The sequence below is a fragment of the Sphingobacterium sp. CZ-UAM genome, from assembly GCF_002000245.1.
Lineage (GTDB): Bacteria > Bacteroidota > Bacteroidia > Sphingobacteriales > Sphingobacteriaceae > Sphingobacterium.
The window spans coordinates 1093873-1113133 of the sequence record NZ_MTCM01000001.1 but is presented as its reverse complement, the minus strand read 5'-3'; the positions used below and the strand labels follow the sequence as shown (position 1 = coordinate 1113133).

The 19261-nt window shown below is 46.2% G+C and carries 10 protein-coding genes; 8 read left to right on the top strand and 2 right to left on the bottom strand.

Annotation, left to right across the window (positions count from 1 at the left end; all coding sequences use genetic code 11):
* Entirely contained in the window at positions 1 to 2364 is a 2364-nt protein-coding gene (locus BWD42_RS04775) for a glycoside hydrolase family 127 protein (protein ID WP_077433651.1), read from the bottom strand.
* 558 nt (positions 2365 to 2922) lie between these two features.
* Here BWD42_RS04775 and BWD42_RS04765 point away from each other — a divergent pair.
* The 3 genes from BWD42_RS04765 to BWD42_RS04755 all read left to right on the top strand — a co-directional run bounded on the left by BWD42_RS04765 (position 2923) and on the right by BWD42_RS04755 (position 9541).
* On the top strand, positions 2923 to 6030 hold the full coding sequence (locus BWD42_RS04765) for a SusC/RagA family TonB-linked outer membrane protein (RefSeq protein ID WP_077433647.1): 3108 nt from the start codon (positions 2923 to 2925) through the stop codon (positions 6028 to 6030).
* A gap of 16 nt (positions 6031 to 6046) precedes the next feature.
* On the top strand, positions 6047 to 7651 hold the full coding sequence (locus BWD42_RS04760; protein WP_077433645.1) for a RagB/SusD family nutrient uptake outer membrane protein: 1605 nt from the start codon (positions 6047 to 6049) through the stop codon (positions 7649 to 7651).
* Between the two features lie 255 nt (positions 7652 to 7906).
* On the top strand, positions 7907 to 9541 hold the full coding sequence (locus BWD42_RS04755; RefSeq protein WP_077433643.1) for an alpha-L-fucosidase: 1635 nt from the start codon (positions 7907 to 7909) through the stop codon (positions 9539 to 9541).
* Positions 9542 to 9546: 5 nt separating this feature from the next.
* Here BWD42_RS04755 and BWD42_RS04750 read toward each other — a convergent pair whose 3' ends face one another.
* The gene (locus BWD42_RS04750) at positions 9547 to 11145 is read right to left on the bottom strand and encodes a trypsin-like peptidase domain-containing protein (protein WP_077433641.1); all 1599 of its coding nucleotides are present in this window, start codon (positions 11143 to 11145) and stop codon (positions 9547 to 9549) included.
* A 432-nt stretch (positions 11146 to 11577) separates the two neighbouring features.
* Between BWD42_RS04750 and BWD42_RS04745 the strand changes: the two genes are divergently transcribed.
* The 5 genes from BWD42_RS04745 to BWD42_RS04725 all read left to right on the top strand — a co-directional run bounded on the left by BWD42_RS04745 (position 11578) and on the right by BWD42_RS04725 (position 19261).
* Entirely contained in the window at positions 11578 to 12165 is a 588-nt protein-coding gene (locus BWD42_RS04745) for an RNA polymerase sigma factor (RefSeq protein ID WP_077433639.1), read from the top strand.
* A gap of 65 nt (positions 12166 to 12230) precedes the next feature.
* The gene (locus BWD42_RS04740) at positions 12231 to 13427 is read left to right on the top strand and encodes a FecR family protein (RefSeq protein ID WP_077433637.1); all 1197 of its coding nucleotides are present in this window, start codon (positions 12231 to 12233) and stop codon (positions 13425 to 13427) included.
* 112 nt (positions 13428 to 13539) lie between these two features.
* A complete protein-coding gene (locus tag BWD42_RS04735) occupies positions 13540 to 16911 on the top strand; it encodes a SusC/RagA family TonB-linked outer membrane protein (RefSeq protein ID WP_077433635.1) in 3372 nt (1123 codons plus the stop codon).
* A 43-nt stretch (positions 16912 to 16954) separates the two neighbouring features.
* Positions 16955 to 18448 (top strand): RagB/SusD family nutrient uptake outer membrane protein, encoded by a 1494-nt coding sequence (locus BWD42_RS04730; RefSeq protein ID WP_077433633.1) that lies wholly within the window; start codon positions 16955 to 16957, stop codon positions 18446 to 18448.
* A gap of 12 nt (positions 18449 to 18460) precedes the next feature.
* On the top strand, positions 18461 to 19261 hold the full coding sequence (locus BWD42_RS04725) for a DUF4843 domain-containing protein (RefSeq protein WP_077433631.1): 801 nt from the start codon (positions 18461 to 18463) through the stop codon (positions 19259 to 19261).

The window sequence follows — 19261 nt, the reverse complement described above, 5'->3', positions numbered from 1 at the left end:
TTATTCATCCGGACGCAGTGTCCGGATTTCCAAAATTTTATGACTGGGGGACTTTGATGTCCCCTTGATTTTTACTTCTATTGCCGGCAATGCGCTAATCCCCTCAGGAAGCTTGATGCGCAAGGTTTTAACAGCAGCAGGACTATCGCTGCGCTTTAGGGTCTCAACCAGGCTGCCATTGATCCAGATTTCGCTGGTCCGCAGGGTTGTATCGGTCATATATTTTAGATAGAGTGTGCTGGCAGCGGTATTTTTTAGCTGGTAACTGAACCAGCCGCTGGTTTCACGCCAGCGCGTATCGTCAACGCTTCCCGCATGGCTATTTTCTTCGCGAAAGAAATGGTCCGATTCAGGCTGCTGTTCCCCGGCAATCACTTTATCCACCGTGATGGCATTGAGGGCAAGGCTTTCGCGCTCATCCCGTTCGATCTTATCCTGCAGCTCTTGAAGCTGGACGGCCGTGGTCTGTGGCCAATAGAGGATATACCTGCTATCGTGAATCCCGTAGAAGGGTTCAAGTTCCATGCTGAGGCTGTCTTTCCCCTGACGAAGTCCCCTTAGCGTAAAATGCAGGGGTTTACCGGGGATAGGGTCGACCAGCGTCGGAATGGCTTCAGGATCGGCTGTTAGCAGCGGGATCTCGCGCAAGGGGACCTGCTTTCCGGACGCGATATGGCCCATCCGGCTATCGTCGGCCTTTAATCCGGTCAGATCATTTGTTCCCGAACGTGCGGCGAGCACAACAGGGCCATAGGATATGCTGTAATAGTTGCTTTGATCAGGCAGCTGTTCAACCTGAATGTCCATCGGCAACTCCATGCGCAGGCGATCGCCGGGCTTCCATACCCGTTTGATAATAACATGTGTCGACGAGGAATCCACGATGGGATAGGCTTTCCCGTTTATTGAAATTTCAGGCCTACCTTTCAGCCACTTAGGCTTACGTAGGTAAAGTGTAAATTCATGTTTTATTTTGGAACGAACAGTAAGCGAAGTAAAGGCTTCTTTTGGAAAGTTATTCTCCTGGATAATCTCGACACCCTTTTGTTTCCAGTGCACGCTGGATGGAACAAAGAGATTGACGTACAGCTCATCATCTGTATGGGCATATATCATTTCGCCATACTTGGCGTGGTTCTCCATGCCCGATCCAACACAGCACCACATGCTCGTCTGTGCTTGCGAATAGACGCGATAATGTCCCGGACGGATCTGCGTAAAGTAAACAAGGCCCCCATGTTCGGGATGCTGGCTGGACAAAATATGATTGTATAATGCCCTTTCGTAAAAATCGATGTATTTGGCCTGTGGATCCGTGCGGTACAGCATCTTGGTGAGCCGCAGCATATTGTAGGTGTTACAGGTCTCTGGGCCTTCGATGCTCTGAACCATCTTTGAGAAGTCGTCTGTTGGGTTAAAATGTTCACTGACACTGTTTCCGCCAATGGCAATGGACCGATGTATTACAACATTATCCCAAAAGTAGCGTGCTGCCCCGGTCCAATCCGCATCTTTGGACAGCTCCCCAATCCGGGCGAAACCAAGAACTTTCGGGATCTGTGTATTGGCATGTAAACCCGTTAATTTATCCTGATGTTGGGTTAGGGGAGCCAGGATAGCCTGATGGGAGAACCTGCGCGCAAGCTCCAGGTATTTGGGATTTTGGGTTATGGCCGCAACGTCCGCAAAAGTTTCATTGAGTCCGCCGTGTTCACTGCGCAGCATATCCTGTATCTGCGTGTCGGAGAGCTGTGAAACCAGCTTGCAGGCCCAATCGCTCATCGCAATAAGCATATTTTTGGCGCTTTGGTTGCCGGTAAGCAAGTAGACATCACGTAGGCCAGCATAGGTCTTATGAATATTATAAAGCGGTACCCACTTGCCATTTAAATTAAACGTGCTAGACTGGATATTTCCGGCTTGAATCTCTTCCCAGATCGCTTTGCCGCCCGGGACGCCACCGATATAACCATTTCCATTTGCATCCTGACAGCGCTTCAGGTTTACAATCATATAATCCAGCCGTTCCTTGATACGCGGATCAGCGGTGGAGGCGTACATATACGCGAGGGCAGAAAGGTAATGACCACCGATATGGCCATCCAAGCCTGTGTTTTCCCAGTTGGTATAGGAAGGTTTGACAACTGCTAATCCAGCTTCCCTTAAAAATGGAGCCAGCAGACGGTCCGGTTCCATCTCCAATACATACTGCAGATCAAGCTGTTGGGCATGATAAAAGGGGCTTGGTAATAATCGGACATCCCGTAGATCGAAATAATTTAGCGTTTTGGCTGCCTGCGCAAATAAAGAGGAACAAAAGAGCAAAGCAAGGAGCGTGTGGAAAAGACGGCTGTTTAATTTCATTTTAAATGTATGCTATATAATCCGCTGAATAATAAAAATATACAACGATTTGGTTATTGGTTCTGATGAGCTAATCTACTGGTATTCCAAAGATATACATTAAGGAATTATTTTTAAGTGTTTTTTTTACATTTATTATTTTCTTATTTTTCAGCCCAGATACAGCGCTTGAATTTGGGGCAAATTTATCGCTGAATATGCCCCGGCCTATTGATGGGATATTAACGGGTCTCCTGCGGATTAAATCTGGCGAAGGATCTGACTTGCATTGAAAAAAAACGGAATTAATCTGTTGTTGATGGGTTTTAGACATTTTTACCCTTCTTTTAATTATTTGTTGCAAGGTCATTTTTGTGAAACCTCTAGCTTTGTTTTATAACCAATTGGCGAATAGCTAGCGCATTCTTAGGAATGATCCGAGAAAGGGGATAATGAATCTTTAGCGATGCATCTTGTATTTTTTTGCCGCAGTCAGCAGGCTAGTAATAACCAATTCGTTTAAATAAATAACCAAGTACGCGCCTCCAGGGGCAAAAGACATTTATCTCAGATAAGATTATGAACAGAAATTATGTGTCTTCTTTCTTTTGTTTTCCTAAAGAAAGGAACAGGAAAGTGAAGTGGTTGTTAATGGCTTCCATGTTAATGTCCATTGGACGACTGTCTGCCCAAGAAAAAGTCGTTCATGGAAAGATCGTAAGTGATCAGGGAAAACCGATTATCGGGGCATCGATCAAAGTGAAGAACAAAACTCTCAGTACCTCAACCAACGAGAAAGGCGAATTTGTACTCAAGCTCAATCCGGGCGAAATCCTTATTGTATCCAATGTAGGGTATAATCATGTCGAATACGTAGTCGGTAATTCTTCAGAAATCAGCATCCCGCTTGTCTCTTCGGAAATTGCGGTAGATGAGGTTGTGGTGGTGGGCTATGGTAAGCAGAAGAAGGTGGATCTGACCTCTTCTATTGCCGTGGTGGATACCAAAGATCTCGTCAAAGTCCCCGGCGGAACAATTGCCACGCTTCAGAGTACTGTACCCGGGGTGCAGGTAACCAATGGCGCCGTCCGCATCCGTGGTGTTGGATCCATCAACGGCACGGATCCCCTATATGTGGTGGATGGGATGATCGGCGGCGCTATGCCGGACGAAAATAATATTGCCAGCATTCAGGTATTGAAAGATGCTGCATCCAGCGCCATCTATGGTGCCCGCGGAGCCAATGGCGTTATTTTGGTCACCACAAAACGGGGTAAAGCGGGGGATGTGAAACTCGATTACAATGCTTTCGCCGGCATCAAAAATATTTCCCACAATGTCCCCCTGCTGAATGGACAGCAGCTGGCCGAATTGATCAATGAGGAAATGTACAATAAAGATCCTTCGCGCAAAGACTATCTGCCTGCGCTGTCCAAACCATCGGCCATCGGACAGGGATATAATATGATGGATGAACTGCTGCAGACGGGCAATTACCAACGGCATAATCTCTCGGTCTCCGGTGGATCTCAAAATGCCAATTTTAGGCTGAGCGGCATCTATGCTACAGATAAATCCATTATTATCCAGGACAAAAACAAGTACTATGGCGCGCAGTTTATCTCTGATTTTACCAAAGGAAAACTCAAGATCGGCGAAACACTTTCCCTGGGTTATACCCGCCGCAACTGGAGCGACAAAAATATCATCGATGCGCAAAAGTGGTCTTCGACATTACCGCTCTATGATGCCAACAGCAGCACTGGTTTTGCCGGGGCGGGCAATGGAACGGACGTGCAGAGTGCCTTGGCGAATGCATACCTCAACAAAAACGTCAATGACAACTTTTCGGTCAATGGCAATGCCTGGGCTACCTATGAGATCATCAAAGGACTGGTTTATAAATTTAATATGGGCGTAGACCTTAGCCGCATACGCAATGAAGGCTATATCGGTAACTACTCCGTCGGTCAGTATCAGAACCATAATCCGGATGAACTCAATATCTCCAGCAGCCAGAATAACCGCTGGCTATTTGAAAATACGCTGACTTATGAAAATAATTTCGGTAAACATGCGATTTCGGCTTTGGCGGGGATCACCTCGGAAGAGTCCCGGTACAATGCGGTCAATGCAGGTGCCCGGGGTTTGCCAAGTCCGGATGTTTTGATCCTCAATTCGGCTTCCCTGGCAAGTTCCCGCCTGGTGGGGTCGGGTGTAGGCCAGTCGGCCATGTACTCCATGCTGGGCCGTGTCAACTATAATTATGACAATCGCTACCTGTTGACCTTTAACATGCGGCGCGATGGATCGGCCAACTTCAGTAATCAATACCGCTATGGAAATTTTCCTTCGGTATCCGCAGGCTGGCGGATCAGTCAGGAATCCTTTATGAAAGCATTTCCTGCGATCAGCGAATTGAAACTCCGTGGTAGCTATGGGCTTCTGGGTAATTCGGATATTGCGCAATATCAATATCAGCGGACGGTTAGTTTCGACCATGTCTGGTATTACCTGAACAATGTGATGGTGACAGGTGCCCTGCCGCAGACGCCTTCCAATCCGAATGTAAAATGGGAAAGTCAGTACTCAACTGACCTTGGTCTCGATCTGGAACTCTTTGATCACAAATTGGCTTTGACGGTCGATTACTACAATAAAAAGACCGAGGACATGCTGATCAATGTCCCCATTTCGTTCACTGCAGGCTATGGCAACAACTTCCCTGTATTGAATGCCGGCAGCATACGAAACCGGGGCTGGGATATCCTGGCATCCTACAAAGATCAGGTCGGTAATTTTGGCTATCATATCGGTGCCAATATTTCCTTTGTGAAAAACCGGGTGCTGAGCCTGGGCAACAACAATGAGATTCTGTGGGGAACGATCTCGCCTGGCGGGGAAAATGTCACAAGGACCGCCGTCGGCCGCTCGATAGGGGAATTTTGGGGCTATACCACCGACGGCTTATATACCAGTCAAGCACAGTTGGATGCCGATAAGGCTTTTGCACCAAATGCAGTACTGGGGGATGTGCGCTTCAATGACCGAAATGGGGACAAGGTCTTAAATGATCAAGATAAGGACTTTCTGGGAAGTCCAATACCTGATTTTAGCTACGGTTTCAATGCGGATGTCAACTACAACAGTACGATCGGTACCTTTGACCTGTCGATGATCTGGCAGGGAAGCCAAGGAAACGATATCTACAACAATAGCCGCTATTGGGGTGAGGGGATGTACCATTACTACAATAATTTTGCATCAACGCTGGACCGCTACCGCGCGGAAGAACTTGTCTTCAAAAATCCGGTATCCGGTGAAACGACCGTCTATCCCAAAAATACAGACACCAATATTCCACGGGCTGTGCTCGGCGATCCAAATCAAAATTTAAGGGCGTCCAACAGGTTTGTGGAGGATGGTTCTTATCTGCGGCTCAAAGTCCTCAACATTGGTTACAGTTTTTCTGGGCAGAGGCTCGAACGCTGGAAGATCGACCGTTTGCGGTTTTATGTTGGCGCAAAAAACCTACTGACCTTTACCAAGTACTCGGGTTATGATCCCGAAGTGGGGTCGGGCGATACCCGCTCCAACCTGAGCCGGGGCATCGATGGACAAACGCCATGGGGACTCAGCTTCCCAAATTCAAGAGAGTATTTTATGGGTATTCAACTTACATTCTAATCCTTTAATCGACATCATGAATAGACACTATATAAAACTAGCAGCTGCTGCCTTGTTGATCCAGTTTTCGGGCTGCAAACCGAATCTGGATCTCTCCAACCCGCAGGAATTGTCGACGGACACGTATTATAAAACAGCAGATCAATTGGAAAATGCGGTCATACCGGCCTATCAGGCCCTGATCGGTCGTACGCAGGGGGGATATGCACGCAGTTTGTATTATGAACTTTTGGCTCCCGGGGATGATTACAATCATACCTTCAAATGGGAACCCATGTATCAGGATACCTACAATACACCTGCAAGTGACGGGATGGCCGCCCAGACCTGGAGAGATTTTTGGAACGGGGTATTTGCGGCAAATTTAGCCATCGACCGTATTCAGAAGTTTGAGGGTGAAATAGATCAGAATAGAAAGAATAGACTGTTGGGAGAAGCGCACTTTCTGCGGGCGCTAAACTATTTGCACCTGGGCATGCTGTTTGGGGAAACCATTCCACTGATCAGTAAACCTGTTGAAACCAATGAAGATTATTATCCGGGCAACGCAGCGGCGGGTGCCGTCTATGCGCTGATCGTGGATGATTTTAAGAAAGCATCGGAATTGTTGCCAACACGGGCAGCGCTCTACGCAGATAGCAAAATGATCGGTAGGGCCACCAAAGGTGCTGCACAGGCTTACCTGGCCAAAACTTACTTGTATAAACCCATCCTCGCAAAAGGACAGGCAGCCGATTTCGCCAATGCCGAGATCCAGTTGAAAAGCGTGATTGATAGCAAGGAGTATCAGTTGATGTCCTCTTACAGGGATAATTTTCTGGAAACAAAAGAGAATAATCAGGAGTCAGTTTTTGAGGTGCAACTCTACAATGGGCCGGGCTGGCTGGGGGACGATATATCGAGTTCATGGCGCTGGCAGGAAATTGGCATGTTTGACGGAACGGGTGGTGCCTGGTGGAATCTGGCACCCAATAAAATGGCCCATGATGAATTTGAAGATGGAGACCCCCGGAAATATATGACCTTATGGTGCGAGAATGGTGCAAAGTTTACGCAATTGGATGGTAAGGTCACGGACTATGCGGACTGGATGAAAAACCTGGCGACCAATAAAGATTACTTTGGTACCCGTAAATATTGTCCGGATGTGCAGATCGCGGATTTTGATAATGGCAACAACGATCGTATTTTTCGCTATAGCGATGTGCTGCTGCTCTATGCCGAATGTCTCAACGAACGTGGCGATATCGCCGGAGCAAAGCAATACATCAACCTAGTGCGCAAGCGAGCCAATAATATCGTTCCCGATGAGCAGCCACACCTCTGGTATCAAAAATCCAATGGGACAATCCCCGACGTAGACGGATTGATCGCGCAGGGTTTGGTCAAAAATGGTGTCCCTTTAAATACGGTCAAAAATATTATCGCGCATGAGCGATTTGTTGAATTTTTGGGTGAATATCAACGATATTTTGACCTGTTGCGATGGGGGATGGCCAATCCAAGCTGGCTGGAACCCTTGAAAAAAGGCGGTTGGTCTGCCAAAGCGATGTATTATCCTTTTCCACAGTCCGAATTGGACAATAATAAAAATCTGAAAGGCAATGACATGAACAATTGATCCAGGAAATGTATGTTTTTAGTTATACGTAGGTAGTGTTAGGTGGGAGGTGTCCTTTTTAAGGGCACCTTTTTGAAGAACAATCGAATGAACATACAGGGCGAATCAATATTGGATCAGTTTTTATCGATTATGAACTTTCTTTCCTGTTTGAATACTTTACTTTTGGTATTCAAGAAAATAACAAATTATAAACCGAATCTCTTTGTCGGGCAGGTTTGGAGCCTGGCATCTTGATCGAAAAATCATCATACAATGAACAGAAGAACAGCTATTAAGTTTCTCGGGGCAACTATTCCGACCCTTTTCCTTGGTAAATTTAGCGCTGCCTATGCGTATCTTGGGAAAGCTCCATTTCATCCCGACTGGCGCTCACTTGAAAACTATCAGGTACCTGATTGGTTCAGGGATGCCAAATTTGGTATATGGGCACATTGGGGGCCGCAGTGCCAGCCTGAAAGGGGCGACTGGTATGCACGCGGCATGTATCAAGAAGGATCAGATCAATACCGGTATCATCTCGAAAAATATGGCCATCCCTCCGTTTTTGGTTTCAAGGATGTGATCCATCAATGGAAAGCCGAAAATTGGAATCCGGAAGAGTTGATGGAGCTCTATAAAAATGCCGGTGCCCAATATTTTATGGCTTTGGCCAATCATCATGATAATCTGGATCTTTATCGCAGCAGCCACCATCCCTGGAATAGTGTCAACCTTGGCCCTCGGAAAGATATTGTTGGCGGCTGGGAGCGTGCTGCTAAAAAACGGGGGCTCAAATTTGGTGTGAGCGTTCATGCAGCGCATGCCTGGACCTGGTACGAAACGGCGCAACGAAGTGATAAAGCTGGAAAGTTTGCCGGAGTTCCTTACGATGGGAAGTTGACAAAGAAAGATGGCGCCGGAAAATGGTGGGCAGACTACGATCCGCAGCAGCTCTACGCTCAGGATCATGAACCTAGTTTAGACAGCAAAGACGACAACACGGTTCATCGGCAGTGGCATTGGGATGTCGCCTCCGGCGTGAGTATCCCGAACAAAGCGTACTGTGAAAATTTTAAAGCCCGCACCCTGGAACTGATGGACAACTACAAACCCGACATGGTTTACTTTGACGATACGGTACTGCCGCTTTATCCAATCAGCAATGTTGGACTGGAGATTGCGGCCGATTTTTACAATAAGAGCATGCAGGCGAATAAGGGCAAAGTCAATGTGGTCATCAACGGTAAAATCCTGAATGAACAGCAACGGAAATGCCTGGTATGGGATATCGAACGGGGACAGAGCAATACGATTGAACCTCAGCCCTGGCAGACCTGCACTTGCATAGGTTCCTGGCATTATGATCGCCGGATTTACGATAATAATCAGTATAAATCGGCCAAAACCGTTATTCACATGTTGATTGATGTGGTCAGTAAAAACGGTAATTTACTCTTGAGCGTGCCCTTACGCGGCGATGGTTCTATCGACGATAAGGCGAAGGAAGTGGTACAGGGCATTGGAAATTGGATGGCGGTACATAAAGAGGCCCTTATTGGGACACGGCCATGGCATACTTTTGGCGAGGGACCAGCGCAAGAAGACGCTCCTTCACTGAGTGTGCAGGGCTTCAATGAAGGAAAAGGTAAAGCTTTTACAAGCGAAGATGTCCGTTTTACGACAAGAGGAAATATCCTGTATGCCTTTATTATGGGAACAACGGCCGAAAAGCAAATTACAATTAAGTCCCTGGGCCGTTCGGCTGCCCAAACGCGAAAGGTCAATCAGGTTCAGTTAGTCGGAACTGATGATCGGATTTCCTTTCGACAACTCGACAATGGCCTGCAAGTATCCCTACCTGACAGTTTTGTTCAAAACAATATCGCGACGGTATTAAAAATTACCTGATAACTTTATCTTTTTGAGTTGTTAATTAGATATTGCGCTTCGGATAAAACGTTCAGGATGATATCTCGAGGGATAGCAAGGCAGGTTGTATGACTAAAGCGAGCAATATTAAGTCCTATAAAATTGCCTTCGCTATCGATGATCGGACTTCCGCATTCGTCGGCATGAATGCGGGAATCATGGAGAAATACACGCGGAAAATTATCCCTTCGCGTCGATTTTCCTTTGGGAATGTGGTTTGCAGGATGTGGATTTGGCTGGGCTGCCCATTTGGAAAGAATGACCTGGGCATGTAGCGCCGTCACCCCGCGCCGGAATTGGACCGCTAGTGTATCGCCAGCAGAAAATTGCTGCATGGCAGCATTGATTTTGACGGCACTTGCGACATCCTGACCGTTTAATGCCACTATTTGGTCACCAACACGAAGTCCTGCCCGGCTTGCAGCACCCATGCTGTCCACTTTTGTTAAGGTTGGAAGACCTGCAATCTCCTGCATGTGCGCATCGAAAGTTCCCGGAATCGGTATACGCGGAAAGGTTTGGGGCGACATGCCCAGGATACCGCTTTTAAGCTTATTGCCGGGTAGCAGCGACCACAACTTTATACCGAGTAAAGAATCAGGAATGCCTAGTCTGCTGGTCTCCGATGCAGTAATTGCTGGAAACTTATGATCACTTACAAGTGCGATCAGGTCATTTTTTTTATCCCTGAACAGGATCTTCAAGGCATAGCTGCTGTTGTAAAATTTGGCCTTTGGCGCCGCACCAACCAGGCTGCTTTTGGATAAGATCACCTGCTTATTGTTTGCCAGGTTAAATGCGGTGCCTAATATATACACGCTATCTCCATGTATTGTACTACGGATGGGGACGGACTGAACGTTTGTTTTGGGATCCGGTGCCGGTTTTTTGAGTACCAATTCCATGAGTTTCTTCGCTAAGGGATCGCTACCGACTGAATCGGTTGGCGTGGGGTAACTATTGATCGCTGCCGGATGAGTCAGCGAACGCCAATAGATGCGATAGCTGTTTACTGGCACCTCAAAATTGATGCCTTCAGCAACATCGATACGGCTATGTAGACCAATTACGCGGCCTATGGCATCAAATAAGGGGCCGCCGGAATCTCCGGGCTCCATGATACTGCTGCTCTGAATAAAACCATAGTCGTCCATTTTTTTCAGAATGCGTCCAGCGCGGAGAAAGGGGATGTTGAAGGGCAGGGATTCGGGATAGGATATTCCAAAGCAGGGCTGCTTTTCAGCGATGGATGACGACCAGCCCATTTCAGCAAAAGGCCAGGGGCCTTCGCCCTGCATCTTCATCATCGCAATATCGGGCAAGTTGCTCTGTTGGTCGACGACCAGTCGTCCGAGCGCTTTGGCAACAGCCTGCTTGCCATCGGGAAAAATTACGCGATAGAAATTGCCCGGCTTGGTGGAATGTGCCACTGTGAGGATTGTTCCATCCGAACGTACGATGACTCCACTGAAAGGAGCACTGTTTTGCTGACCGCTCACACTGTCTATACCGAACATTTTTATGGAAGCCGCTAGCGCCCGGTCAATAATTGACTTTGGTATCTCGCGGTCAGCGGTCTGCATGCGCTGTGCTAAGCAGTAATTGACTTTGGTATCTCGCGGTCAGCGGTCTGCATGCGCTGTGCTAAGCAGTAATTGAGGTTTGTGACCAAGCACAAAATTGTCCAGATAATGAGGTATCGGAGGAAAGCGCTTTCAGAATTTTTTTTGGAGCAAGGTGTCATACTTCAAATAGGTTGATTTATCGGATTAGGTTTTGCTTTAAAAAGCAATTGCTCAAAGGTAGGGGATTTGTCATCGAAAAAACAAGGGCAGGAAACAGTTCTGAATAAATTACTGACATGAGCTTGTTTTTAATGCGGTTTGCTGAAAAAATTATGGCTTAAGGAAGTAGATGCTGAAAAATTAATAGGAAAAACGAGGAATAAATTGGTCTTAGGAAGTATCCATTCTTTTTAGTTATCTTTATCCACGAAAAGCTAAACCGATCTACCAATGAACTATACGAGCGAAAAAGAGCTGCTTGAAGACTTCCTCAACGGGGAGGAGCAGGCTTGTGCGCATGTATACAACCGTTATTTTAGTCGTATATGTTTATATGCATCGAGCTTTGTGGACGAAAGCAAAGAAGCTGAAGATATTGCAGAGGAGGGATTTATACGCTTGTGGCAGGGCAGGCGGCGCTTTGAAAGTTTATCACATCTGAGGGCGGCGCTTTATCAGGCTACGCGTCATGTAGGAATCAATTATCAGACCGCCAGGAAGCGAAGATTAAATCGGGTCGATAGTTATGTGGCGCAGCAGGAGCAGGATCAAAAATCCTATCTGCATGAAATTGTCTATACCGAAGCCATGGCCGAACTCTACGAAGCCATTCAGAAGCTGCCTCCCAAAGCACGTGAAATTATACAGCTGAGCTACCTCGAAGGCAACAGCAATCAAGAAATTGCGGATTTATTGCAGCTAAATATCCAAACGGTAAAAAATCAAAAATTACGTGCTCTAGGTCTGCTACGCCAACATTTGAAACGAGATTCCTTCAATTATCTACTGTCGTTGATTGTTCTTTTTGGAAAAATTTAATTTTTTTTAATTGTCTTTGGTACTTTTTCTAATCGGTGTGGTATCTATAGATGAAATAGCTCAAAATGGGTCCTAAAGAAGAAGAAAAATTTATCTATATCAGTTCGCTTGTCCTCCAAGAAATGCGGGGTACGCTCAGCGACGAAAACCGCCTTTTTTTGGAGCGCTGGCTACAAGAATCCGTGATGAACAAACAGATTTATAGACGCTGCCTGGATGAGGCGCAACAGCGTGAGGCCTATGCCAGCCTGCAGCATTTTGAAAATCAACGTAATTTTGAGTCGATAAAAGCCAAGGTTTCCTTTCATCCTTCGACAAAGAGATCTGGGCTGTTGCAGCGTTTATGGCCTTACTTTGCTGCCGCCAGTGTGCTGTTGGCGCTTTCGGTTGTGTGGTATTGGAATTCGGATAATAACCAGCCGGTTCAAACCGAGCTGAGGACTGTAAATGACCGCCTTCCGGCTTCCCATCAGGCGATTATAACGCTCTCGGATGGCAGACAGTATGCTTTGAATAATGGCGAAAAACAAGTCGTGATCGATGGCTCTGGCATACGTTATAACGACGGCCATGAAGTGGCGACGATCAATGCATCGGTGTCTGCACGGATAGAAACTCCGCGTGGTGGTACTTACGAAGTCACATTGCCGGATGGTACCTTGGTCAAACTAAATGCAGGGACTATACTTTCTTACCCGACGGAATTCGCGAAAGACAGACGTGAGGTCAGTCTTCAGGGTGAGGCCTATTTTGAAGTTGCAAAACGGAAAGATCAATCTTTTATTGTGCACACCAAAAATCAGCAGGTGCGGGTGCTTGGAACGCACTTTAATATCAATGCCTATCCGACAGCAACACAGACAAAAACAACCTTGCTGGAGGGTAAAGTACAGGTAAAAGAATTGATTAAAGGCCAAAACGTGACCTTACTGCCCGGCGACCAGTCGGTCAACACCGGAAGCCAGCTGTCCAAGCATCCGGTCAACATACAGCAGGAAATGGCTTGGGTATACGGCAAATTCAACTTTGACGGAAAATCACTTCGGCAGGTCATGGATGAACTGTCGCAATGGTATGCGGTTGATGTGGTTTATAAAGGTGATATACCCGATGTTTCCTTCTTTGGCGGAACATTCAGAACCAGCAAATTATCTACCATCCTGAAAATATTAAAAGATCAGGATCTGTCGTATCATTTGACGGACGACGGGAAACTCATTATTGAAAAAAATGATCCTAAAGCACAGAAAGGAGGGCAATAAAGAACGTAAAATTATACTTGACCAAACGATATGAATTAACAAATTGGGCAGTGGATCCTACCATCTAAACAATGGATCCTGCAATCTAACCTAACTAAACTAACTAGAATTAATGAAATTAAGTTGTTTTTCACAAGCGACCAGACCCCTTTTATGGCTCGTTTTTGCTGTCTTATTCCAGCTAGGCCATAAAGTAAACGCGCAAACCGTAACCTATGCCGGACGTAATGTCCCACTGATGGATGTGCTTAAAGCGGTCAAAATGCAGACGAACTATGAGGTCCTCGGAGCCAAAAAGATGTTGGAGTCGGCAAAGCCAATTTCAATTAAAGCGGACAAAATGCCCCTTAAATTATTTCTTGATAAAATTCTAAGTCCGCAGCAAATCGGCTACACGATTGAATCGAAGACGATTTTTCTGGAAAGGAAATCAAGTTCACGGAAATCCGAGCCCACAAGCCACCCCAAAATAGAAAAATCATCCCAGAATCAGATCCGCGGACAAGTCCTTGGGAAAGACCGTACGCCGCTTTCCGACGTGAATATTTCACAGCTGGGCAATACCATCGCTGTGGCCGATAAAGAAGGACGTTTTTCTTTTACCAGCACTATGCAACCGCTTACATTAAGTCGGGTTGGCTATAAAAACTATACCCTCGCTTTGGTGGAAAACAAAGAAGAGTACAGTGTAGTGATGGAAGAAGAAGCGAATGCATTGGAGCAGGTCGTTGTCACCGGTTATCAGGTGCTAAAAAAAGATTCCTACACGGGAACAGCAATTACTAAAAGCGGCGACGAGTTACGGCAGGTAAATCCGCAAAACGTCTTACAAGCGATGCAGGTGTTCGACCCATCGTTTAAATTGCTCGACAACAATCTGGCTGGATCCAATCCCAATGCTCTGCCAAATATCAATGTGCGTGGATCTTCTGCATTACCAACCGGAGGGAATGAAGTGCTGCGAAGGGATAATATCACGACCACAATCAATATGCCGGCCTTTATATTAAATGGTTTTGAAGTAAGTGTACAAAAGGTGCTCGACCTGGACATGACCCGTATTGAAAGTGTCACGATCTTGAAAGATGCTGCTGCAACCGCCATATACGGTTCGAGAGCGGCCAACGGTGTGATGGTCATTACAACAAAAATGCCCAAGGACGGCAAATTACAATTGACTTATACACATGAGAGCAATGTAAATATGCCCGACCTGACCGGATACGATGTTTTGCATGCTGCTGATAAATTGGCCTATGAGAAGCTGGCCGGGCTGTATGACGCCACGATTCAGCGGCAACCACAGGATGTCTTGGATGAACTGTATTATCAAAAGCTGGCCAATGTGCTTGGCGGTGTGGATACCTATTGGCTGTCGCAGCCTGTACGGACTGCGGTGGGGCAAAAGCACGGCCTTTATCTGGAAGGTGGTTCGGAGACGTTCCGCTATGGCGTAGACATGCGTTATCAGACCAGACCTGGTGTGATGAAAGGCTCGGGAAGAAATCAATATTCGGGCGGACTAAACTTTAGCTATAACCTCAGAGGTAAATTTAGATTTCAGAACGAGCTTGCCGTAACAGTGGTCGACGGGCGTGAATCTCCTTATGGAAATTTTGCGGATTATGTCCGGATGAATCCTTACTACCGCATGACAGATGATCAGGGTAATATTATACAGGAGGCTGATGTATGGACAAGGGTGGCAAATTCGGGAAGTGCACAACGGGAATATGTCTTGAATCCACTTTACAATGCGACGTTGAATAGTTTCAATAACCTGGGCTATACCGAATTGCTGAACAATTTCTCCGGTGATTTTGACCTCAGCAATGGACTTCGCCTGCGCGGACAGGTAAGTTTGTTGAAACGCTTGAATACGAATGATAATTTCCGCTCGCCCTTAGCCAATGATTTTTATTTCTATCCTACAGCACAAACAGACGAAAAGGGTAGTTATACCAGCTATACAAACAATGAATTGTATTGGGATGCAAACCTACGGCTCAATTGGATGCGTACGATTGATCTACATAGCTTCAATGTGGTTGGGGGAACAAATATCCGGACAGAAAGCTATGATGAGCGTTCTTTCAAAGCGATTGGCTTTCCGAATGATCGATTTACCAGTGTGGGATTTGCCAAGGGATATGCGGAGAATGCGAGTCCTTCGAGCAGCTTGGGTGCCTCCAGGCTATTTGGTGCCTTTCTCAGTGCCAATTATTCATATGATAACCGTTATCTGATGGATGCAACTGTCCGAATTGATGGCTCTTCCAAATTTGGATCCAACAAGCGTACTGCTCCCTTTTGGTCGACAGGAATCGGCTGGAATATGCATAAGGAAAAATGGTTTGCCAACAATGTAGTCAGCCAGTTGCGACTCCGCGCTACGATAGGAGTGACGGGCTCTGTACAGTTCGATCCTTACATGTCGCGGACAACTTATAGTTACGATAAGAGCAATTGGTATTCCTCGGGTCTGGGAAGTACGGTCCGTAACTATGGCAATGAAAACCTGACCTGGCAGAAGACCCAGAGTACCGATGTCGGTCTTGATCTTGGACTTTGGCTTGATCGTTTGACGCTTTCGCCACGCTATTACCATAAGATTACCCGTGATATCCTGGCCGATATCAACCTGGCACCTTCTACAGGATTCAGCTCTTATAAAGAGAATCTGGGCGATCTTGAAAACAAAGGATTTGAACTCAATGCCAATTGGATTGCCCTTAAAAAAGAAAAATGGACCCTGAGTCTATTGGCAAATTTGGTACGGAACAGAAATAAAATCGTACGTATTTCTAATGCGCTGAAGAGCTACAACGAACGCGTCGATGAAGCACAGCAGGGGAGTGATTTAATGGCCGTACCCTTGCTCCGTTATAAAGAAGGCCAGTCGTTGGATGCTATATATGCCGTACCTTCTTTGGGAATAGATCCTGAAAACGGCAAAGAAGTGTATATCAAAAAAAATGGCACATTATCGTATGACTGGGATGCACGGGATATTGATGTCGTCGGGGTGGCCACACCAAAAATGGAAGGATTTTTTGGAGGGACACTGCGCTACAAGCAGTTTATGATGGTCGCCTATTTCCAGACGCGGATAGGAGGTAAAACCTATAACCAAACCTTGGTAGACCGTGTCGAAAATGCTGACCCGCGCTATAATGTGGACAGTAGAGTCCTGGAGGAAAAGTGGAAAAATCCTGGCGATGTGACCTTTTACAAAAGCATACAGGATCTGGGGCAGACGCGGGTATCCTCGCGTTTTATTATGCCCGACAATTTATTTGCCCTGCAGTCACTGAATCTTTCTTACGATGCTGGAAAAGCACTGTCGAAAAAACTGGCGCTGTCAAGCCTGCGTGTCGGACTTGTCGCAAATGATATTTTTCGTTGGTCTTCGGTGAAAGTAGAACGCGGAATTACGTACCCATTTGCCCGCAGTGTGACTTTTACCCTACAGGCAGGATTATAAAAGATGGTAAGTCCCATCCAACGGATGGAAAAAATATGTACAGATGAAGAAGTTAACTATAGTTTTAATACTGTTCACAGCCCTGAGTACGCTTTCTTGCTCCAAGTGGCTGGATATACAACCTGAAAGCGAAATCGACAAGTCGGTCCTCTTTTCTACCGAGGATGGTTTCAAGGAAGCCCTGATCGGCGTATATACGCGATGTGCTAAAGATGATCTCTATGGCAAGGAGCTGACCATCGGAACGCCGGAGGTGCTGGCGCAGAACTATGCGCTGTCAAGTAATGATCCCTTGCGGTATCAGCAGACCAAGTTGTTTAAGTACAATGACGGTAACTTTATTGGTCGAAAGGACAATATCTGGAAGGGTTTATACAATGGTATTGTCAATGCCAATCTGATACTTGGTGAAATTGACCGTAAAAAGCAGTTATTTACGGGAAGCAATTATCAACTGATTAAAGGGGAGTCGCTGGCCTTGAGAGCCTACCTCCATTTTGATGCTTTGCGACTATTTGGTCCAGCTCCGGCTGTAAATGACAAGATTGAAGCCATTCCCTATGTAACGACCTATTCCAATAAATCTACTAAACTGTCCACGGTCTCACAACTTCTGGATTCGGTGATCCGGGATCTGGAAGAAGCCAAAGAATTGCTCAAGGTTGATCCCATCCGCCTGAAATCCTACGTGGTTGGCTATCCTACTGTCGGAGACACCTTGAAAAATTCAGAGCTGCAGGACAAGAGCCTCTTTTTACAGAACAGAAGGCACCGGCTCAACTATTATGCCGTTTGTGGATTACTGGCACGTACCTATCTCTATAAGGGAGATAAAATAAAAGCACTGCTGAGCGCACGTGAAGTGATCGATGCCAAAAAATTCCCGTGGACCAACGCCACGGATTTCCTTGCTGTAGATGCGGACAAAAAAGATCGGGTTTTCTATAAAGAGCTGTTGTTTGCCTGGTACATCCCGGCCATGAACAGCAGCTATAACAATGACTGGTTTCAGGACAACAACAGCGCCATTTACCTGGATCAGGATGAAGCAAAAACCATTTACGAGGTTGCAGGAGCCGGTGGCGGTGACATGCGCTATACGCAATGGTTTGGAACGGTAAGCGTTGGGAATTCTTTTATATCATCTATTCATAAATATAGAAGGAATACACTGGGCGACAGTTTTGCGGCCAATCTGCATTATCTGGTAGCGCCGGGGATCCGATTGTCCGAAATCTACTATATCGCGGCTGAATGTAGTTACGAGACTTCTCCCGCTCAGGCTGCAGCATGGCTTGATGAGGTACGTGAACATCGGGGCATTGGTCAGAAAGTGGATATATCGACCCATGCCAAACTCCGAAGCGAACTCCTGAAGGAGTACCGTAAAGAAATGTTTGCCGAAGGACAATTGTTTTTCGCCTATAAGCGGCTGAATCTACCGATTATTGGACAGCAAGGCACCACAATTCCGGCCAGTCAACAAATTTATGTATGGCCGCTGCCTGATGATGAAATAATTTATGGACAACGGTAAATAGTAACCAAAATGAAAAAAACTATTTTATTACTTCTGCTTCTGCCGCTACTGTGTTCTTGCAAAAAGGCGGTTTTAACGACCTACGATAGGGCCGCAAATGTTTATTTTGATTTGAGCGACGCTGATCGGGATAGCATTGTATACACTTTTGCTTATGATATGACCAAGGCAGAGGATACCATTTTTGTTCCCGTCAAAGTGATGGGATACCGTGATCAGCAAGCGCGGCAATACGAGGCTTTCGTGGAAAAGGATTCATCAACGGCACGTACCGATCTGCATTATGATCAGCTTAAACCGGCCTATACCATAGAAAGTAATGCTGGCCGGGCGCTGTTGCCCATTATAGTGCACAATATCAGCGAACTTGAAAATCAATCTGTGTCACTGCTCGTAAAACTTAAGGCAAGTAATGACTTTGGGGTTGAAAACCCAGCACTGATACGGGCGCGTATTATTATTTCGGCCCAATTGGAGCAGCCTGCCTGGTGGACAATGTGGCTTGATAATTATTCGCGGGTAAAACATCAGCTCTTCTTAATTGTGACCGAACAGCGTTCGCTTTCTACGGTTGGACTTGATGCACCCAAGAATCTCTACTTTGTCAATCTCCTTTTGATGATGCTCAATGATCCCTTTAAGTGGGTCAAAGATCACCCGGAAAAGAATTATGTGCTGAGCAGTAAAGATAATGGACAGACCTATCAGTTCTATCACGTGGACAATCCAAACCGAAGCATTCTATTGAGAAAAAATAGCGCTTCGGGTAAGTATTATTTTATAGATGAATCAGGAAAGGAAGTCAGATAA

Bases quoted from the DNA above. Each gene is read 5' to 3' on its own strand.
- BWD42_RS04735 (WP_077433635.1), top strand. From the start codon at position 13,540: ATGAAATTAAGTTGTTTTTCACAAGCGACCAGACCCCTTTTATGGCTC.
- BWD42_RS04730 (WP_077433633.1), top strand. From the start codon at position 16,955: ATGAAGAAGTTAACTATAGTTTTAATACTGTTCACAGCCCTGAGTACG.
- BWD42_RS04765 (WP_077433647.1), top strand. From the start codon at position 2,923: ATGAACAGAAATTATGTGTCTTCTTTCTTTTGTTTTCCTAAAGAAAGG.
- BWD42_RS04750 (WP_077433641.1), bottom strand. From the start codon at position 11,145: ATGCAGACCGCTGACCGCGAGATACCAAAGTCAATTATTGACCGGGCG.
- BWD42_RS04760 (WP_077433645.1), top strand. From the start codon at position 6,047: ATGAATAGACACTATATAAAACTAGCAGCTGCTGCCTTGTTGATCCAG.
- BWD42_RS04725 (WP_077433631.1), top strand. From the start codon at position 18,461: ATGAAAAAAACTATTTTATTACTTCTGCTTCTGCCGCTACTGTGTTCT.
- BWD42_RS04755 (WP_077433643.1), top strand. From the start codon at position 7,907: ATGAACAGAAGAACAGCTATTAAGTTTCTCGGGGCAACTATTCCGACC.
- BWD42_RS04775 (WP_077433651.1), bottom strand. From the start codon at position 2,364: ATGAAATTAAACAGCCGTCTTTTCCACACGCTCCTTGCTTTGCTCTTT.
- BWD42_RS04740 (WP_077433637.1), top strand. From the start codon at position 12,231: ATGGGTCCTAAAGAAGAAGAAAAATTTATCTATATCAGTTCGCTTGTC.
- BWD42_RS04745 (WP_077433639.1), top strand. From the start codon at position 11,578: ATGAACTATACGAGCGAAAAAGAGCTGCTTGAAGACTTCCTCAACGGG.